The 16,284-nt window shown below is 72.6% G+C and carries 16 protein-coding genes; 4 read left to right on the forward strand and 12 right to left on the reverse strand.

Annotated elements, in window-relative coordinates; all coding sequences use genetic code 11:
- Nucleotides 1-280: 280 nt before the first annotated feature.
- Both VQ03_RS25865 and VQ03_RS25870 read right to left on the reverse strand, forming a co-directional pair.
- Nucleotides 281-2,137, reverse strand: a complete 1,857-nt coding sequence (locus VQ03_RS25865) for an HAD-IIIC family phosphatase (protein ID WP_053078734.1) — start codon at nt 2,135-2,137, stop codon at nt 281-283.
- On the reverse strand, nt 2,134-2,376 hold the full coding sequence (locus VQ03_RS25870; protein ID WP_048453792.1) for an acyl carrier protein: 243 nt from the start codon (nt 2,374-2,376) through the stop codon (nt 2,134-2,136). The genes VQ03_RS25865 and VQ03_RS25870 overlap by 4 nt, the downstream gene beginning before the upstream one ends.
- Before the next feature lie 154 nt (nt 2,377-2,530).
- Between VQ03_RS25870 and VQ03_RS25875 the strand changes: the two genes are divergently transcribed.
- The 3 genes from VQ03_RS25875 to VQ03_RS25885 all read left to right on the forward strand — a co-directional run bounded on the left by VQ03_RS25875 (nt 2,531) and on the right by VQ03_RS25885 (nt 6,556).
- Nucleotides 2,531-4,888, forward strand: coding sequence for a xanthine dehydrogenase family protein molybdopterin-binding subunit (locus tag VQ03_RS25875; RefSeq protein ID WP_048453793.1), 2,358 nt, complete (start codon nt 2,531-2,533; stop codon nt 4,886-4,888).
- Entirely contained in the window at nt 4,885-5,196 is a 312-nt protein-coding gene (locus VQ03_RS25880) for a DUF2218 domain-containing protein (protein WP_048453794.1), read from the forward strand. Before VQ03_RS25875 ends, VQ03_RS25880 begins: the two co-directional genes overlap by 4 nt.
- A gap of 115 nt (nt 5,197-5,311) precedes the next feature.
- The gene (locus tag VQ03_RS25885; protein WP_048453795.1) at nt 5,312-6,556 is read left to right on the forward strand and encodes an aminopeptidase; all 1,245 of its coding nucleotides are present in this window, start codon (nt 5,312-5,314) and stop codon (nt 6,554-6,556) included.
- 4 nt (nt 6,557-6,560) lie between these two features.
- Here VQ03_RS25885 and VQ03_RS25890 read toward each other — a convergent pair whose 3' ends face one another.
- The 10 genes from VQ03_RS25890 to VQ03_RS25935 form a co-directional block, all read right to left on the reverse strand.
- Nucleotides 6,561-7,598, reverse strand: a complete 1,038-nt coding sequence (locus VQ03_RS25890; RefSeq protein WP_208605558.1) for an NADP-dependent oxidoreductase — start codon at nt 7,596-7,598, stop codon at nt 6,561-6,563.
- Nucleotides 7,599-7,707: 109 nt separating this feature from the next.
- A complete protein-coding gene (locus VQ03_RS25895) occupies nt 7,708-8,454 on the reverse strand; it encodes a DUF1223 domain-containing protein (protein ID WP_048453796.1) in 747 nt (248 codons plus the stop codon).
- Between the two features lie 40 nt (nt 8,455-8,494).
- Nucleotides 8,495-9,466 carry a lipid A biosynthesis lauroyl acyltransferase gene (locus tag VQ03_RS25900; RefSeq protein ID WP_048453797.1) on the reverse strand — a complete coding sequence of 324 codons (972 nt, stop codon included), beginning with the start codon at nt 9,464-9,466 and terminating at the stop codon, nt 8,495-8,497.
- A gap of 155 nt (nt 9,467-9,621) precedes the next feature.
- Complete coding sequence (locus tag VQ03_RS25905) at nt 9,622-10,644, reverse strand: zinc-binding dehydrogenase (RefSeq protein ID WP_048453798.1); 1,023 nt, start codon at nt 10,642-10,644, stop codon at nt 9,622-9,624.
- Between the two features lie 245 nt (nt 10,645-10,889).
- On the reverse strand, nt 10,890-11,195 hold the full coding sequence (locus VQ03_RS25910; protein ID WP_048453799.1) for an SH3 domain-containing protein: 306 nt from the start codon (nt 11,193-11,195) through the stop codon (nt 10,890-10,892).
- Between the two features lie 11 nt (nt 11,196-11,206).
- Nucleotides 11,207-11,974 (reverse strand): SDR family NAD(P)-dependent oxidoreductase, encoded by a 768-nt coding sequence (locus VQ03_RS25915; RefSeq protein WP_048453800.1) that lies wholly within the window; start codon nt 11,972-11,974, stop codon nt 11,207-11,209.
- Complete coding sequence (locus VQ03_RS25920; RefSeq protein WP_048453801.1) at nt 11,971-13,242, reverse strand: beta-ketoacyl-ACP synthase; 1,272 nt, start codon at nt 13,240-13,242, stop codon at nt 11,971-11,973. Before VQ03_RS25920 ends, VQ03_RS25915 begins: the two co-directional genes overlap by 4 nt.
- Entirely contained in the window at nt 13,239-14,375 is a 1,137-nt protein-coding gene (locus VQ03_RS25925; protein WP_048453802.1) for a beta-ketoacyl-ACP synthase, read from the reverse strand. The genes VQ03_RS25920 and VQ03_RS25925 overlap by 4 nt, the downstream gene beginning before the upstream one ends.
- Nucleotides 14,372-14,839, reverse strand: coding sequence for a 3-hydroxyacyl-ACP dehydratase FabZ family protein (locus VQ03_RS25930; RefSeq protein ID WP_048453803.1), 468 nt, complete (start codon nt 14,837-14,839; stop codon nt 14,372-14,374). Before VQ03_RS25930 ends, VQ03_RS25925 begins: the two co-directional genes overlap by 4 nt.
- Nucleotides 14,840-14,862: 23 nt before the next feature.
- Nucleotides 14,863-15,150 carry an acyl carrier protein gene (locus tag VQ03_RS25935; protein WP_048443797.1) on the reverse strand — a complete coding sequence of 96 codons (288 nt, stop codon included), beginning with the start codon at nt 15,148-15,150 and terminating at the stop codon, nt 14,863-14,865.
- A gap of 241 nt (nt 15,151-15,391) precedes the next feature.
- Here VQ03_RS25935 and VQ03_RS25940 point away from each other — a divergent pair.
- Nucleotides 15,392-16,284: AI-2E family transporter (locus VQ03_RS25940; RefSeq protein ID WP_048453804.1), on the forward strand; the 893-nt coding region annotated here is incomplete at its 3' end.

The raw sequence follows: 16,284 nt of genomic DNA on the forward strand, positions 1-16,284 counted from the left end.
CCCCCCCCCGCTCGGCCGGGGGGGGTTTCGGCGCCCCGAGGTTTTCGCGGGGGCGGGGGGGCCCCCCCCCCCCCGCGAGCCCCCCCCCCCGCCCCCGCCGGGGGGCGCCCCTCCCCGGCGGGGCCCCTCGGCACACCATCTGCCCCCCCCCGGGGCCGCCAAGCCGCAGGGGGGGGCCCACGCCGGCCCTGCGGCGGGGGGCCCCCGCCGCGCCCGGGGTCGAGCCCCGCCAGTGGCGGGTGACGGAGGGCTGCCTGCCGGGAGTGGGGTGAGCGTCTCCTCAGCCCACTTCCACCACCATCGGCAGGTCCCCGGGGACGACGTACCCGGCGAGGTCGAGCGCCCACCGCCCCTCCCCCTCGGCGGCGAAGCCGAGGCGCGGATAGAGATCGGCCACCATCGCGTTGCGCCCGCTCGGGCGATAGAGCCCCACGAGGCGTCGGGCGCCCCGGCGCGCGGCCTCAGCGGCCAGGACCGCCAGCGTCCCTTCCTCGACCCGCCGCCCGAGCACCCGGCAGCTCATCAGCCAGGTCTCGACGACGAGGTCGCCGTCCACGAGCCGGCCGATGGCGACCGCGATCACGCCGTTGTCCCCGAGGCGGTCGGTGAGTCGCAACTGCAGGGCGACGGCGTCGGGGTCGTCGATCAGCGCGGCGGCCTCGGCCTCGCGCAGGCGCCGCGTGGTGAGGTTGAACTGGTTGGTCTTGTTGACGAGCTGGACGATGCGCGGGAGCCCGACCGCGTCGAACCGGCGCCAGGCGAGCCGCATGCCGAGCCCCGCCAAGGTCCCGGCGAGATCGGTCTTGCCGAGGGCCCGGCGCTCGCGGTCCTGCGCGTAGGCGCGGGCCCGCCCGCGATCCTCGTCCGTCAGGGTCACGGCCTCGAAGTAGCCCGCATCCGCCAGGCAGCGCGCGACGAGGGCCGGCTCGTCGGGCACCTCCGGCACCGCCACCATCGGCAGGTGTTCGCGCACCAGGGCGCGCTCGAACGGGTTGTCGTCGACGAAGACCAGGGCGTCGAGGCCGAGCCGGAGTTCCGCCGCGATGCGCCGGAGGTTCGTCGCCTTGTCGTCCCAGTTCGCCACGAAGGCGGCGATGTCGGACAGGCGCAGGAGCATGTCGGGATGCGCGGCGAAGGGCAGCCGGGCCGTCTCGGGATCGTTCTTCGAGCAGACGGCCAGCACGACGCCGCGGCGCGCGAGGTCGCGGGCATAGGCCTGGAGCGCGAGGAAGGACTCGCCGAGCGCGCTGCCCTGCCCGAGAACGAGGCCGGCGAGCCCGTCCTCGCCGATCGTCCCGCCCCAGAGCGTGTCGTCGAGGTCGAGCACCAGGGCCTTGGCCGAGCGGCCGAGCCGGGCGCCGACGAGCCGGGCGACGAGGTCGCCGTAGAGCGGGCCGGCGGCCGGCGTCACCGCCTGCCGGGCTCGCAGCCACAGGGCCGGATCGTGCCAGGCGTCGAGGCCGTGGCGCGAGACGGCGTCGTCGAGGGCGAGGAGGTCGACGCCTTCTTCGGCTGCCGCCTGCCGCAGGGCGGCGTTGAGGCGCAGCGTCCGGGCGGCGAGCGAGCCCGGCATCCGGTGCTCGTTGCCCCCCATCAGCGGGAGCGCGGCCGGCAGCAGCGTCTGCTGGATAACGCCGCTTCCATGCGCCGCCCGCGCCCGGGCCCAGAGGGCTTTCAGCCGGTCGATCGCCCCGGCGAGGCCCGCCGCCTCCGGTCCGGCGGCGGGGTCGCCCGGGCCGAGGAGGTCGGCGGCATCGAGGGCGAGCAGCACGATATCGGGCCGGACGGCGCGCAGGGCCTCGCCGTCGATCACCTGGCGGTACTGGCCGTAGGCGCCCTCGTGCACCGTGAGGTGAAGGTCGCGGCGCAAGGCCCCGACCCGGATCCCGGCGGCGAGATGGGCGAGGGTCGAGGAGCCGAGGAGCCCGAGCCGCACCGACGGGCCGGCCGGGAATGTGTCGGGGAAACGCCGCTGCAAGACCCGGTCCAGCCGGTTGGTTCTCGCCGGATCGAGGCGGGTGCGGGCGAGTGCCACCAGGGCGTCCCAGGCTTCCGCGTCGGGCAGCGCTTCAGTCTGGCTGAGGCGGGCGGCGAAGTCCGGCGGCGGCGCCGGCAGCCAGGAGAGGCCGGTGGTCACCGCGACGCCTTGCGGGCGATGATGGCCGCGAGGTCGCCGACGCTGTGGAGATGGTCGACCTCCCGGGTGGTGAGCTTGATGCCGAAGCGCGCCTCGACCGCCACGATGAGCTCGATCATCCGGGTCGAATCCCAGCCCTCGACCTCCTCGGCGGTGAGGTCCGGGGTGAGCGGGACCGGCTCGCCGAAGACCTCCTCGAAGAGCGGGGCCAGGGCCGCGAGAGCGGAGTCTTCGGTCATGGTCGTGGCCCTCCTGTCGAGGCCCGGATGTAGCCCGGATCCATGCGGCCGTGCGAGCCGTGCCCTGCGCGCCGGGGTGGCCTGCCTGCCCGCGTCTTGCATGGCTCCGCCGAGTTGCTAGCTGACGCTGACAAGAATCCCGGAGAGCACCGGCATGAACGCCCGTCCCGACGCCCGCGACTTCGCCACTCCGCAGAAATTCGGCATCGGCCAGCCCGTGAAGCGGGCCGAGGACCCGGTGCTGGTGCGGGGCGAGGGGCGCTACACCGACGACCTCAGGCTCGACGGCCAGGCCTACGGCGTGTTCGTGCGCAGCCCGATCGCCCACGGCCACCTGCGGGGCCTCGACGCCGAGGCCGCCCTGGCGATGCCCGGCGTGCTCACGGTGATCACCGCCGCCGATCTCGGCGGTTACGGGACGATCGGCAACGGCCTGCCGTTCAAGAACCAGGACGGCACGCCGATGCGCAAGCCGCCCCATCCCTCCCTCACCATCGACCGGGTGCGCTATGTCGGCGAGCCGGTCGCCCTGGTGGTGGCCGAGACCCTGGCCGAGGCCCGCGACGCCGCGGAGGCCGTGGTGCTCGACATCGAGGACCTGCCCGTCGTGACCACGCCGGACGAGGCCGCCTCCGACGGCGCCCCGCTCCTCCACGACGACGCCCCGGGCAACCTCGCCCTCGATTTCCGCACCGGCGACCAGGCGGCGACCGAGGCGGCGTTCGCGAAGGCCACCCACGTCGCCTCCCTCGACCTCCTCAACAACCGCCTCGTCATCAACCCGATGGAGCCGCGCTCGGCCATCGGCGTCTACGAGCCCGAGGATGGCCGCTTCACCCTGCATGTCGGCTCGCAGGGCGTGTTCGGCCTGCGCAACTCCCTCGCCGAGGGCGTCCTGAAGCTGCCGCGCGACAAGGTGCGGGTGCTCACCGGCCATGTCGGCGGCTCCTTCGGCATGAAGGCGCCGGTCTATCCCGAGTACCTGCCGCTGCTGGAGGCCGCCAAGCGCCTCGGCCGGCCGGTGAAGTGGACCGACCTGCGCTCCGAGAGCTTCCTCTCCGACCATCACGGCCGCGACGTCGCGGTGACGGCGGATCTCGCGCTCGACGCGGAGGGCCACTTCCTGGCCTTCCGGGTCAAGGGCCGCGCCAATATGGGGGCCTACCTCAACCCGCTGGCGCCCTTGTTCCAGACCGTCAACATCGCCCGCAACATGGTCGGCGTGTACCGCACCCCCGTCTTCGACGTGGAGGTGGCCTGCCTGTTCACCAACACCACGCCGATTGGCGCCTATCGCGGCGCCGGCCGGCCCGAGGGCAACTACTTCATCGAGCGCCTGATCGACACCGCCGCCGCCGAGACCGGGCACGACCGGGTGGAATTGCGCCGCCGGAACCACATCCGCCCCGCCGACATGCCCTACAAGGCGCCCTCCGGCCTCACCTACGACAGCGGCGACTTCCCGGCCGTCCTCGACCGGGCGCTGAAGGCCGCCGACTGGGACGGCTTCGCCGCCCGCCGCGCCGGGAGCGAGGCCAACGGCAAGCTTCGCGGCATCGGCATCGGCGACTATCTCGAGATCACCGCCCCGCCGACCAACGAGATGGGCGGCATCCGCTTCGAGCCCGACGGAACGGTGACGATCGTCACCGGCACTCTCGATTACGGCCAGGGCCACCTGACGCCCTTCGCGCAGGTGCTGCACGACCGCCTCGGCATTCCCCTCGACCGGGTCCGCCTGCTCCAGGGCGACAGCGACCAGCTCATCGCCGGCGGCGGCACCGGCGGCTCGAAGTCGCTGATGGCGAGCGGCACGGCTTTGGTCGAGGCCGGCGACCTCGTCATCGCCAAGGGCCGCGAGGCCGCCTCCTCGGTGCTGGAGGCCGGCCTCGCCGATATCGAGTTTCGCGACGGCCGCTTCACCATCGCGGGCACCGACCGGGGCATCGGCCTTCTGGAGCTTGCCGCCAAGGTGCGGGCCGGCCTGCCCGACCCGTCGGCGCCGAAGAGCCTCGACGTCGCCCACACCCACAAGGAATCGCCCTCGGCCTTCCCCAACGGCTGCCACGTCGCCGAGGTCGAGGTGGACCCCGAGACCGGCGTCGCCACGGTCGTGCGCTACACCACCGTCAACGATTTCGGCACGCTGGTGAACCCGATGCTGGTCGAGGGCCAGCTCCATGGCGGCATCGTCCAGGGCATCGGCCAGGCCCTGATGGAGCGCACCGCCTATGACGAGCAGGGCCAGCTCGTGACCGGCTCGTTCATGGATTACTGCCTGCCGCGGGCCTCCGACGCGCCGTTCATGGGCTTCGAGAGCCATGCCGTGCCCGCCACCACCAACCCGCTGGGGGTGAAGGGCTGCGGCGAGGCGGGCTGCGCCGGCTCGCTGCCGTCGGTGATGAACGCCCTCGTCGATGCCCTGCGCCCCCGCGGCATCCGCCACATCAACATGCCGGCGACCCCGCAGGCGATCTGGTCGGCGCTGCAGAATGCGGAGGCGACGGCATGAGCGAGTCCGTGACCCTGGCGGCGCAAGCCCGCGTCGATACGGCGAATGGCAGCCGCTACCTCACCCAGCTCTGCAAGCACTGGAGCCACAAGTTCCCCGAGACGACCTTCACGCCGGAGCGCGGCGTGGTGCCGTTCGGGGAGGGCCGTCGCTTCACCGCCGAGGCCGACCCGGAGGGACTGACCCTGCGGGTCGAGGCGCCGGACCTGGAGGCGCTGACCCGGATGCAGGGCGTGGCGGCCGAGCACCTCGCCCGCTTCGCCTTCCGGGAGGATCTGGGCGGCATCGCCTGGACGCGGGTGGGGTGAGGCCCCACTGTCTGACCGCGAGACCGGACCTGTCCCACCCGCGACCTCGGGATGAGGTCGCGGGTGGGATATGGTGCGCCGGATCGCGCTCGTTCCAACCAAAGGTACTTCCACCATGACGAACGCCCCCGACTTCGACGCCCGCCTCGACCGGCTCGCCGAGGTCGCCGTGAGGGTCGGGCTCGGGCTTCGGCCCGGGCAGGAACTGGTGATGACGGCGCCCCTCGACGCGCTGCCGCTGGCCCGCCGCATCACCGCCCAGGCCTACAAGGCCGGCGCCTCGGTGGTGACGACCTTGCTCGCCGACGATCAGGCGACGCTGGCCCGCTTCGAGCACGGCCACGACGATGCCTTCGACCACGCCGCCGGCTGGCTCTACGAGGGCATGGCGAGCGCCTACCGCAGCGGCGCGGCGCGGCTCGCCATCTCGGGCGACGATCCCTCGCTGCTCGCCGGCCAGGACCCGGACAAGGTGGCCCGCGCCAACCGCGCCCGGTCCAGGGCCTACATGCCGGCACTCGAACAGATCGCCAACTTCGCCACCAACTGGACCATCGTCTCGGCGGCCACCCCGGCCTGGGCCCGCACGGTGTTTCCCGACCTGCCCGAGGATCAGGCGGTCGCCCGGCTGTGGGACGCGATCTTCGCCGCCTCGCGGGTCGACGGCCCCGATCCGGTCGGCGCCTGGGAGGCCCATAACCGGCGCTTGAGCGACCGCACCGCCTTCCTCAACGAACGCCGCTACGCCGCCCTGCATTTCCGCGGGCCCGGCACCGACCTGACCGTCGGCCTCGCCGACGACCATGAATGGTGCGGCGGTGCCACCACGGCGAAGAACGGCATCGTCTGCAACGCCAACATCCCGACCGAGGAAGTCTTCACCACCCCGCACAAGATGCGGGTGCAGGGCCATGTCAGCGCGACGAAGCCCCTCTCCTACCAGGGCACCCTGATCGACGGGATCGCGGTGCGCTTCGAGGAAGGCCGCATCGTCGACTCGTCCGCCCGCACCGGCGGCGACGTGCTGGCGAAGGTCATCGACACCGACGAGGGCGCACGCCGTCTCGGCGAGGTCGCCCTGGTGCCGGCCTCGTCGCCGATCTCGGCCTCCGGGCTCCTGTTCTGCAACACCCTCTACGACGAGAACGCCGCGAGCCACATCGCCCTCGGCCAGGCCTACAGCAAGTGCTTCCTGAACGGCGGCGCGGGATTAAGCGAGCAGGACCTCGCCGCCCGCGGCGCCAACCGCAGCCTGATCCACATCGACTGGATGATCGGCTCGGCCGAGGTCGACGTCGACGGGGTGACGCCGGAGGGCCGGTCCGAGCCGCTGATGCGCCGGGGCGAGTGGGTCGATTGAGGGATCAGCCGACGGCGATGAGCCGCTTGCCGCGGTTCTCGCCGCGATAGAGCGAGGCGATCGCTCCGGGGGCGGCCTCGATGCCCTCGGAGATGTCCTCGTCGAGGGCGATGCGGCCTTCGGCATACCAGCCGGCGAGGTCGGCGATCGCCGCCTCGAACCGCGCCTTGTGGTCGAGCACCACGAAGCCGCTCCAGACCAGGCGCCGGGTCAGGATCTCGCGCTCGACGCGGGGACCGGTCGGCGTCTCGGTCCAGCTCGCCACCGAGGCGGTGCCGCACTGGACGATCCGGCCGCCGACCGCCATCCGCCGCAGGGCGGCGTCGAGGATCGGCCCGCCGACATTGTCGAAATAGACGTTCACCCCGTCCGCCGCCTCCCGGATCAGGGCGGCAGCCCAGTCCTCCTTGCGGTAGTTCCAGGCGGCGGCGTAGCCGTAGGCCTCGCGGCAGCGGGCGACCTTGGCGTCGTCGCCGGTGAGACCGATCGGGCGGCAGCCGAGGTTGCGGGCGATCTGGCCGACGAGGCTGCCGACGGCGCCCGCCGCGGTCGAGACCAGCACCGTCTCTCCGGCTCGCGGCCGGCCGAGCTCGGTCAGCCCGAGATGGGCGGTGAGGCCGTTGAGGCCGAGCAAGCCCGCATGGGCCGAGAGCGGTACCGCCTCGCGGCAGCGCCGGAAGATCGCCGAGACCGGCACGGACGCGTAATCCTGCCATCCGAACCAGCCATACAGGAACTCGCCCTCCGCGACCTCGGGGCTGTTCGAGCGCACCACCACCCCGACCGCCAGCGCCCGCATCGGGCCGCCGAGGGGGACGGGCTGGGAATAGTTGGCCTCCGCGCTGGCCCAGCCGCGCTGTGCCGGATCGACCGAGAGATAGAGGTTGCGGACCAGGATCTCGCCCGGTCCCGGCTCCGGCACCGGGACGGCGTCGAGGCTGAAATCCTCCGCCTGCGGGATGCCGGCGGGCCGCCGGGCGAGCAGCACCCGGCGGTTGCGCTCGGGCAGGGTGTAGGCAGGAATATCGGTCGGGCCGGTCAAGCGCGTCTCCTCCTGGCGGCGCATCCGTCCGGCGCCGCTCGTCCCATTCACGACCTCATCCTCGGGTCGCGGATGGGATCGGGTCACGTCATCGAGGTCGAGCAGGCTCTCACAAGCCCGGCCCCTTGGCAGCCCCCAGGATCCGCCCGGGCCCGTTATTCTCGGTCTGGAGCACCACCACGTAGGAATCGGCGTCGGCTTGGGCGAGCGCCGTGCGGGGCACCTCGTAATGGGCCGGCGCCCCGCGCCAGGAGCCGACATGGTGCATGCCCCGCACCACGTTGCGGTAGGTGACGGTGCGGCCCCGGTTCTCGCCCCGCCCGATCGCGACCTCGCGGGTCCGCATGATGGGCAGCAGCCAGACCTCGGCGGTGCGACCGGCCTCGGCGGCGGGGCCGACCTCGATCACGATGCGGTCGGGGGCCGCCTCGCTCCGGATCGCCACCGGCAGGCTCGCGGCGGTGCCGGGCTCGCGGATGCTGCGCTCCAGGGCCGCCCGGTCGGAGCCGACCACCGTCGCGGCGCCGTTCACCACCGCCTGCGGGGTGAAGACCTGACGGTCGCCGCGCATGCCCGCATAGGCGCGCTGGCGCGCCGTGAACGAGGTGCTGGCCAGCGTGTCCTTCCAGCCGAGATAGTCCCAATAGGTGACCGGCAGGGTCAGGGCGATCACGCCGGGATCCCGCGCCAGCTCGTTCACCAGCCGGTCGGCCGGCGGGCAGGCGGAGCAGCCCTGGCTGGTGAACAGCTCGACCACCGCCCGTGGCGGCACCTCCTCGGCGCATACCGGCCCGAGGAGGCCGAGCCAGGCCGGACCCAAGCCGGCGAGCAGGCGGTGGAGGGCTACGCGCGTCATGCGTCATCAACACCCGGCGGACGGGCCGAGAGAAGTCACGTTAGCTTGAGGCTTGGATCACCGGCGCCCGGAGGGCCGCCGCGCCGGGCAGCATCGCCGGTCGCCAGCGCCGGTGCATCCACAGCCACTGCTCGGGGTACTCGCGCACCCAGGCCGCGATCACGTCGGTCATGGCCTGCATCGCGCCCTGCACGTCGACCGCGCCGCCCGCATCCCGTGGCAGGTCGAGGGCCGGGGTCAGTTCCAGGCGGAACCGGTCGCCGGCGAGCCGGATCACCCGCACCCCGTGGACCGGGCATTCGTAGTGCCGGGCGAGCTTTCCGAGCAGCGGGTTCACCAGGGCCTTCTGCCCCAGGAAGTCCACCACCACCCCGCGGGTGAAGTGCTGGTCGACCAGCATGCCGAGATGGCCGCCGCGCTCCACCACGCCCTGCATCGCGAAGGCGGCGCCGGGCCCGGCCGCCGTCAAGCCGCCCATCGTCGCGCGGCGCACCTCCTGCACCAGCTGCGCCGCGGCCGGGCTGTTCGGCGGGCGAAACACCGCGCTCGCCTCCAGGCCGAACCGGGCGGCGCAGATCGCCGGCAATTCCCAGTTGCCGAGATGGGCCGAGAAGATCAGCCCCGGCTGGCCGTCGTCGCGCAGGGCGAAGAAGTGCTCGATGCCCTCGACCTCGATCCGCCCCGGCTCTGCCGCCTGCGGGTCGTAGTCGAAGATCTCGGCGAGATGGGCGTATTCCGCGCCGGTGCGGCCGAGATTGTCCCAGGAGCCGAGCGCGATCGCGGCGATCTCCGTCTCGCTCCTGTCCGGGAAGGACTGGCGCAGGTTCTTGAGCGCCGTGCGGTGCGAGGGCAGGCGCGGCCCGATCGCCCGGGCGATCGCCGCGCCGGCCGCGGCGGCGCGGGCCGGCCCGAGCCGGCGGGCGAGCGCGAACAGGGCGCGGATCACGAAGACCATCGGCAGGCCGGCGAGGCGGGACAGGGCGCGGTAGAGCCTCAGCTTCAGGCGCAGCACGATGGTCTCACGAAGCAATCCGGGCGGGAGAACGGGCAAGAGGGGCGCGATCGCGCAGGATGTTCACGCCCTGCACGTCGCCTCTTCTCCCGCCGGATGCGTTTGCGCAAGGGCGCGCGGGCGGTCCCCGCGCAGTTCGCTTGCGACCGTGGCGTTCAGAGCGTGACGAGGATCTTGCCGAACACCTTGCGCGACTCGAGCCGCTCCAGCCCTTTCGCGAAATCGCCGAGCGGCAGCACGGTGTCGACCACCGGATTCATCCCGTCCGCCATCTTGGCGAGCGCGTCGCGGATGTTGGCGATGCGGCAGCCGAACGAGCCGGTGATGCGGTATTGCTGCTGGAACAGCTGCATCAGGTTCATGGTGGTGGAGACGCCGGAGGTCGACCCGCAGGTGACGAGCCGCCCGCCGCGCTTGAGGCAGAGGAGCGAGCCGTTCCAGGTCTCGGGGCCGACATGCTCGAAGACCACGTCGACGCCCTTGCGCTTCGTGGCCTTGCGCACCTCGCCCTCGAAGCGCTCGGTCCGGTAGTTGATGACGTGGTCGGCGCCGAGGGCCTTCGCCTTCTCGCCCTTGGCGTCGTCGCCCACGGTGGTGAACACCGTGCAGCCGATTGCCTTCGCCATCTTGATCGCCGTTGTGCCGATGCCCGACCCCCCGGCATGGACCAGGATGGTCTCGCCGGGCTCGAGCTTCGCGTTGTCGAACAGCATGTGCTGCACCGTGCCGAAGGCGATCGGCGCGCAGGCGGCGTCGGTGAAGCTGACCGTGCCCGGCACCCGCACCACCAGCCGGGCCGGCAGGTTGACGTATTCCCGGGCGAAGCCGTCGACGTGGAAGCCGAGCACCCCGCCGACGTCCTCACAGAGGTTGTCGCGGCCCTGGCGGCAGGCGCGGCATGTCCCGCAGGTCAGCGCGCCGTAGGGCGCAACCTTGTCGCCGACCTCGAGGCCCTCGACGCCCTCGCCGAGCGCCGCGATCTCGCCGGCGGCCTCGGCCCCGACGGTGAGCGGCAGCTTGCGCTTGGCGAAGGCCATGCCGCGAAAGCCCCAGACGTCGATGAAGTTGAGGCCGACGGCGCGCACCCGGATCTGCACCTCGCCGGGGCCGGGGGCGTCCAGGTCCGGGACCTCGGTCAGGCGCAGGTCACGGTCGCCGAAGAGCTGGAGGGCTTTCATACGGTGTTCCTCTGGGCGGGGCTTTCGGCGGAACGTCCGCACATACAAACGGCCCGGGATGCCGACGCATCGATTCGATCTCGGGCAGGCCCGAACATCAACCTCGATCTCGGGCAGGCCCGAGATCGACGGGGCCGTTGATCCATCTCGAATGTTCGACACCGAGCCCAGAGGTCCGGGACCTTGGGCTCGGCGTCGAACATTCGAGAACGGAACCAAAGGTCGTTGTCTTTCGACCGTTGGTATCACTCCGGCGTCAGGTACCGCCGCCGCGCCCAGCCGACGATGGGCCCGAGCTTCACCCGGCACCAGGTCAGGCCGCTCGGGGTCTCGTTGGTGCAGCCGAAGCCGCGCAGGCGCCCGCGGGCCGGGGCCTGCCCGAGGGCCGGCGAATCGGCATCCGGCGCCTCGCGGATGCTGAGCGTGTCGCCCGGGGGCAGCCCCTCGACCCGGAAGATTTCCAGGCGGCCGAAGTCCTGGGCCGAGGCCCAGGCCGGTGCAAGGAGGAGGAGTGCCGCCGCCGCGGCGGCGCGCACGAGAGGGTGCCGCATGGTTCGCTTCGTCAGGTGCGGTGGATGCCCATCATCGCGGTGAGCCCGCCATCCACCGGCAGCACCGCGCCGGTGATGTAGCCCGCCCCCGGGCTCAGCAGGAATGCGACGAGATCGGCCACCTGCGCCGGTGCGGCGAAGCGCCCGGCCGGGATCTGCCTCTCCATGCCGGCGCGGTGGGCGGCATAGGGTGCCATCATGTCGGTGTCGATGAAGCCCGGGGCCACCACGTTGACGGTGACGCCGCGGCGCGCCGATTCGATGGCGAGCGTGCGACAATAGGCGATCAGCGCGCCCTTGCTCGCCGCGTAGGCCGCGTTGCCCGGATTGGCCTGGAGCGCCGCCACCGAGCCGATCGCCACGATGCGCCCGGCCTTCGCCCGGGTCATCGGCCGCACCAGCGCCTTGGCGAGGCGGGTCAGCGACCAGAAATTGACCTGCATCGCGCTTTCCGCGCGGTCCTGGTCGAGTACCGCCGCGAGGCTGTCGCAGGGCTGGCCGGCATTGTGGACGAGGCCGAACAGCGCCTCGCCCTCCATCACGGCGCAGAAATCGTCGAGCGCCGCCTTGTCCGACAGGTCGAGCGGATGGGGCCGCATCCGCTGCGCCGGATAGAGGGCGGTGAGCTCCAGCGCCAGCGCCTCGGCCGCCTCCTGCGAGCCCCGATAGGTGAAGTCGACGTCGTGGCCGGAGGCCGCGAGCGCCCTCACGATCGCGGCGCCGAGGCCCCGCCCGCCCCCGGTGACGAGGACGCGCCGGTTGTGCACGAGCCCGCTCATGCCGGCTCCGCCCCGAATACTAGGCAGGTATTCTGGCCGCCGAAGCCGAAGGAGTTCGACAGCACCGTCGTCACCGGCACGTCCCGGGCGGCGGTGACCACGTCGAGGGGGATCGCAGGATCGGGGATCGCGTAGTTCAGGGTCGGAGGCACCCGGCCATGCGCGATGGTGAGGAGCGAGAACGCCGCCTCGACCGCGCCGGCGGCGGTGAGCGTGTGGCCGATCATCGACTTGTTGGAGGAGATCGGCACCGAGCGCATCCGCTCGCCGAACACCGCGAGGCAGCCCATCGCCTCCATCTTGTCGTTCTCCGGCGTGCCGGTGCCGTGGGCGTTCACCGTGTCGATCCGGTCGGGATGCAGGCCGGCATCGTCCAGCGCCGCCCGGATCGCCGCGATGATCGGCGCGCCGTCGGGGCTCGAACGGGTGCGGTGGAAGCCGTCGCCCTTCTCGCCGCAGCCGAGCACGTAGCCGAGGATGCGGGCGCCGCGGGCGCGGGCCCGGGCCGCGTCCTCCAGCACCAGGGCGGCGGCGCCCTCGCCCATCACGAAGCCGTCGCGGTTCTTGGCGAAGGGCTTGGAGGCGGCTTCCGGCGGGTCGTTCTGGGTCGAGAGGGCGGAGAGCAGCGAGAACCGGATCAGCGATTCCGGGTTCACCGAGCCGTCGGTGCCGATGCAGAGCGCCGCCTCGACCTCGCCGCGCCGGATCGCCTCGACGCCGAGCTGGATCGCGGTCGCGCCCGACGAGCAGGCGGTCGAGAGCGAGATCGGCGAGCCCCTTGTGCCGAAACGGTCGGCGATGCGGTCGGCCACCGTGCCGAAGATGAACAGGTCGTGCCAGTCGTCGAAGCGCCGGCTCGCGGCGGCCCTCAGCAGGTCGGCATAGGTCACGTCCCCGTTGGTCGCCGCGGCCTCGGCCAGCGCCTGGCGCTGCGGCCACTCGATCTCGACCGGCGGCACCGCCATGAACAGCGCGCCCGGAAAGTCGCCCGAGAGGCCCGACTGCCCGACGGCCTCATCGGCGGCAGCCTCGGCGAAACGCTGGGAGAGGAGCGGCGCCACCATCGGGTCGGCGGCGATGAAATCCACCGTGCCGGCGATGCGGGTGCGCAGCCCCTCGGTCGGGAAGCGGGTGATGGCGTGGATGCCGGAACGCCCCGCCGTCAGGGCGGCCCAGTTGTCGGCGACCCCCTGGCCGAGGGAGGTCACCACCCCGATGCCGGTGACCGCCACCAGCGGGCGGCCCATCGCGTCGCGGTCGCGGCTCATCGGCCTTCCCCTGCGGTGGTGAGGCGCAGCACGCCCTCGCCCCGGCGATGGCCGACCGCCGTGACGGCGACCTCGCGCGCCTCGCCCGCCGCCACGAGCGCGGTCGCGAGGGCGGCGCCGAAGGGGGCGGCGGCTTCCAGCGTGTGGCCGGTGAGGTCGCCGAGCGCCCGGACCGGCGCCTGCGGCGCGATGGTCCCCAGGGCGTCGCGCTCCTCGCCGGTGATGCCGGCGCAGCCGGTGGCGGCCGAGATCACCGCATCGGGTTTGCCGAGGCCCGCCTTGCCCCAGAGGCCGGTCAGGCTCCGGGCGACGCTGCCGGGGGCACGTCGCGTGCGGTCGCTCGCCACCGCGTCGAGCCGGGCGAGCGCCCGGGCGCCGCGGTCCCTCGCGTGCTCCTCCGCCTCCAGCACCAGGAAGGCGGCGCCGGAGCCGAGGATGAAGCCGGGCGCGTCGCCGCGCTCGAAGACCGGGCGGTAATCGGGCTTGCTCAAGTAGCCGCCCATCTCGTGGATCAGCAGCACGTCGGCCCGCTCGGCATTGTACGAGCCGCCGACGAGGACGATGTCGAGCTGGCCGGCGGCGATGCGTCCTTGAGCGATGCGCAGCGCATCCACCCCGCTCGACTCCTCGCCCATGAAGGTGCGCGAGGCGCCGGTGACGCCATGCACGATGGCGATGTTGCCGGCGAGCAGGTTCGAGAGCTGCGCCAGGAAGAGCGTCGGCCGCAGGTCGTTCTGCAGGCGCTCGTTGAGGTAGAGGCCTGGATCGGCGGCAGCGCGCAACCCGGTGAGGATCTGGCCGTCGACCGCGTAGTCGCGCTCGCCGCCGCCCGCCGCCACGACGAGATGCATGGCGGCCTTCAAGTCCGCATCCGCCTTCGCGCCGGCCGCGTCGAGGGCGAGCCCGGCGGCGTAGACGCCGAGCCGCTGCCACGGTTCCATCTGCCGCTGGTCGGATTTCTTCGGGATTTGCCCGTCGAGGGTGAGGGGCGCGACCGGATGCACCGGGTACGGCGCGAAGGTCTCGGAATCGGTGCGGGGCGCCTCGCCGGAGCGGTAGGCCGCGAGATGCGCCTCGACGCCCTCGCCGGCGCAGGAGACGAGCCCGAGGCCCGTGACGACCACCGGTCTCATCGCGCGTCCGCTCCGTCGAGGAGGCCGATCCGGGCGGCGCGCTCGCGCATCGGCGCGTCGAGTCCCTCCGGGAACGGCATGGTCTTGAACCGCAATTCGGCGTTGCAGAGCGGCTTGCCCTCGGCCCGGATCGCCGCCTTGGTCACGGCGTATCCCGAGCCGTCATGCTCCAGGCTCGCCTCGACCTCCAGCACGGCCCCGGGGCCGACGAAGGAGCGGAAACGCGCCTTGTCGACGCCCATCAGGAACGGCATGTGGCTGAACGACGCACGGGCGAGCAGCAGGTAGCCGGAGGCCTGCGCCATCGTCTCGGTGAGGAGCACGCCCGGCACCAGGGGGTGCCCGGGAAAATGTCCCTCGAAGACCGGGCTCGCCGTCGGCACGGTGGCCAGGGCCGCGATGCGCCCCTCGGCGCGGTCGAGGCTCACGACCCGGTCGATCATGTCGAAATATTCGAGGCGCATCCTGGCGGCCGCCTAAACCCGGATCAGACCTTGGCGGCCTTCTCGGCCACCAGGCCGTCGATGCGCTCGCAGAGGTTCTTCAGCACGAAGTACTGCTCGGCGGGAACCTTGCCCTCGTTGACCTCCTGGGTCCACTGCTCGAGGGGCAGCTTGATCCCGAAGGTCTTGTCGATCTCGAAGGCGATGTCGAGGAAGGCCAGGCTGTCGATGCCCAGATCGTCGATCGCGTGGCTCTCCGGCGTGATCTTCTCGCGCGGGATGTCGGCGACGTCGGCGATGATGGTGGCGACGCGGTCGAAGGTGTCGGACATGGACGTGCAGCCGTCTTCCTGCTGAGGTCTAGGCTCGAACGGCGCGACCTCCGGGCACCGCCCGCGCCCCGGCCACGAAACCGCCTACCCGAAACGGGTCCGCCGGGCCTCAGCCCGGTCGAGGGGCCCGCATACACGAGGGGGGCCGGGCCGGCAACCGCGCGGCGTTTCCGCGGCCGTCCCCTGCCCTAGGTCAGGTCGGATGACGCGCCCGCGGCGACGCGGGAAGGATGAAACCGGCATGGAACACGTGAAGCCCCCGACCGGACCGGAGCCCGGAGCCGTGCCCGCCCCCGCGACCGGCACCTCCGCCCTCGCCCGCGCGGGACTCGTCGTGGCGCTCGCCGCCCTCGGGATCTGGGTGCTGCATCCCTTCCTGCCGGCCCTGGTCTGGGCGGTGATCCTGGCGATCGCCCTCTGGCCCCTGCGCGAGCGGCTGGTGCGCCTGAAGCCGCCGGGCCGGCACAACGTCCTGTGGCCGGCCCTCCTCACGCTCGCGGTCGCCCTGGTGATCCTGGTGCCGCTGGTCGTCGTCGCCATCCAGGCGGCGCGGGAGGCGCACGACGCGGTCGCGTTCTGGCGCCAGATCGAGGAGCAGGGCTGGCCGGTGCCGGATTTCGTCTCCCGCCTGCCCTTCGGGGCGGCGCAGGTCGCGGCCTGGTGGCAGGAGAACCTGAGCCATCCGCAGGGCTCGTCCGAGGTGCTCAAGCGGGTCGACCAGTCGATCAACCACTCGTCGCTGGTGGGGTTCGGGCGCACCTTCGGCAGCCAGATCGTCCACCGGGCGGTTCTGTTCGGCTTCACGCTCCTGACCCTGTTCTTCCTCTTCCGCGACGGTCCGGCCGTGGCCGCGCAGGGGCTGTCGGCGGCGCGCCGGCTGTTCGGTCCCCGGGGCGAGCGGGTGGCGCGCCAGATGGTGGCCTCGGTTCACGGCACCGTCGACGGCCTGGTGCTGGTCGGCCTCGGCGAGGGGTTTCTGCTCGGCGTGGTCTACTTCTTCGCCGGCGTGCCGCACCCGGTGCTGCTCGGCGCCCTCACGGCGCTCGCCGCCATGATCCCATTCGGGGCCCCGGTCGCCTTCGGGCTCGCGGCCGTGCTGGCCGCGGCGCAGGGCGGCGTCACCGCGGCGATCGT

The organism is Methylobacterium tarhaniae (assembly GCF_001043955.1).
In the GTDB taxonomy this organism is placed as follows: Bacteria; Pseudomonadota; Alphaproteobacteria; order Rhizobiales; family Beijerinckiaceae; genus Methylobacterium; species Methylobacterium tarhaniae.

What these genes read in the sequence shown, in the direction of transcription:
- VQ03_RS25905 (WP_048453798.1), bottom strand. Translation starts at nt 10,644, where the DNA reads ATGAAAGCCCTCCAGCTCTTCGGCGACCGTGACCTGCGCCTGACCGAG.
- VQ03_RS25920 (WP_048453801.1), bottom strand. Translation starts at nt 13,242, where the DNA reads ATGAGCCGCGACCGCGACGCGATGGGCCGCCCGCTGGTGGCGGTCACC.
- VQ03_RS25870 (WP_048453792.1), bottom strand. Translation starts at nt 2,376, where the DNA reads ATGACCGAAGACTCCGCTCTCGCGGCCCTGGCCCCGCTCTTCGAGGAG.
- VQ03_RS25935 (WP_048443797.1), bottom strand. Translation starts at nt 15,150, where the DNA reads ATGTCCGACACCTTCGACCGCGTCGCCACCATCATCGCCGACGTCGCC.
- VQ03_RS25895 (WP_048453796.1), bottom strand. Translation starts at nt 8,454, where the DNA reads ATGACGCGCGTAGCCCTCCACCGCCTGCTCGCCGGCTTGGGTCCGGCC.
- VQ03_RS25885 (WP_048453795.1), top strand. Translation starts at nt 5,312, where the DNA reads ATGACGAACGCCCCCGACTTCGACGCCCGCCTCGACCGGCTCGCCGAG.
- VQ03_RS25930 (WP_048453803.1), bottom strand. Translation starts at nt 14,839, where the DNA reads ATGCGCCTCGAATATTTCGACATGATCGACCGGGTCGTGAGCCTCGAC.
- VQ03_RS25880 (WP_048453794.1), top strand. Translation starts at nt 4,885, where the DNA reads ATGAGCGAGTCCGTGACCCTGGCGGCGCAAGCCCGCGTCGATACGGCG.
- VQ03_RS25915 (WP_048453800.1), bottom strand. Translation starts at nt 11,974, where the DNA reads ATGAGCGGGCTCGTGCACAACCGGCGCGTCCTCGTCACCGGGGGCGGG.
- VQ03_RS25910 (WP_048453799.1), bottom strand. Translation starts at nt 11,195, where the DNA reads ATGCGGCACCCTCTCGTGCGCGCCGCCGCGGCGGCGGCACTCCTCCTC.
- VQ03_RS25925 (WP_048453802.1), bottom strand. Translation starts at nt 14,375, where the DNA reads ATGAGACCGGTGGTCGTCACGGGCCTCGGGCTCGTCTCCTGCGCCGGC.
- VQ03_RS25875 (WP_048453793.1), top strand. Translation starts at nt 2,531, where the DNA reads ATGAACGCCCGTCCCGACGCCCGCGACTTCGCCACTCCGCAGAAATTC.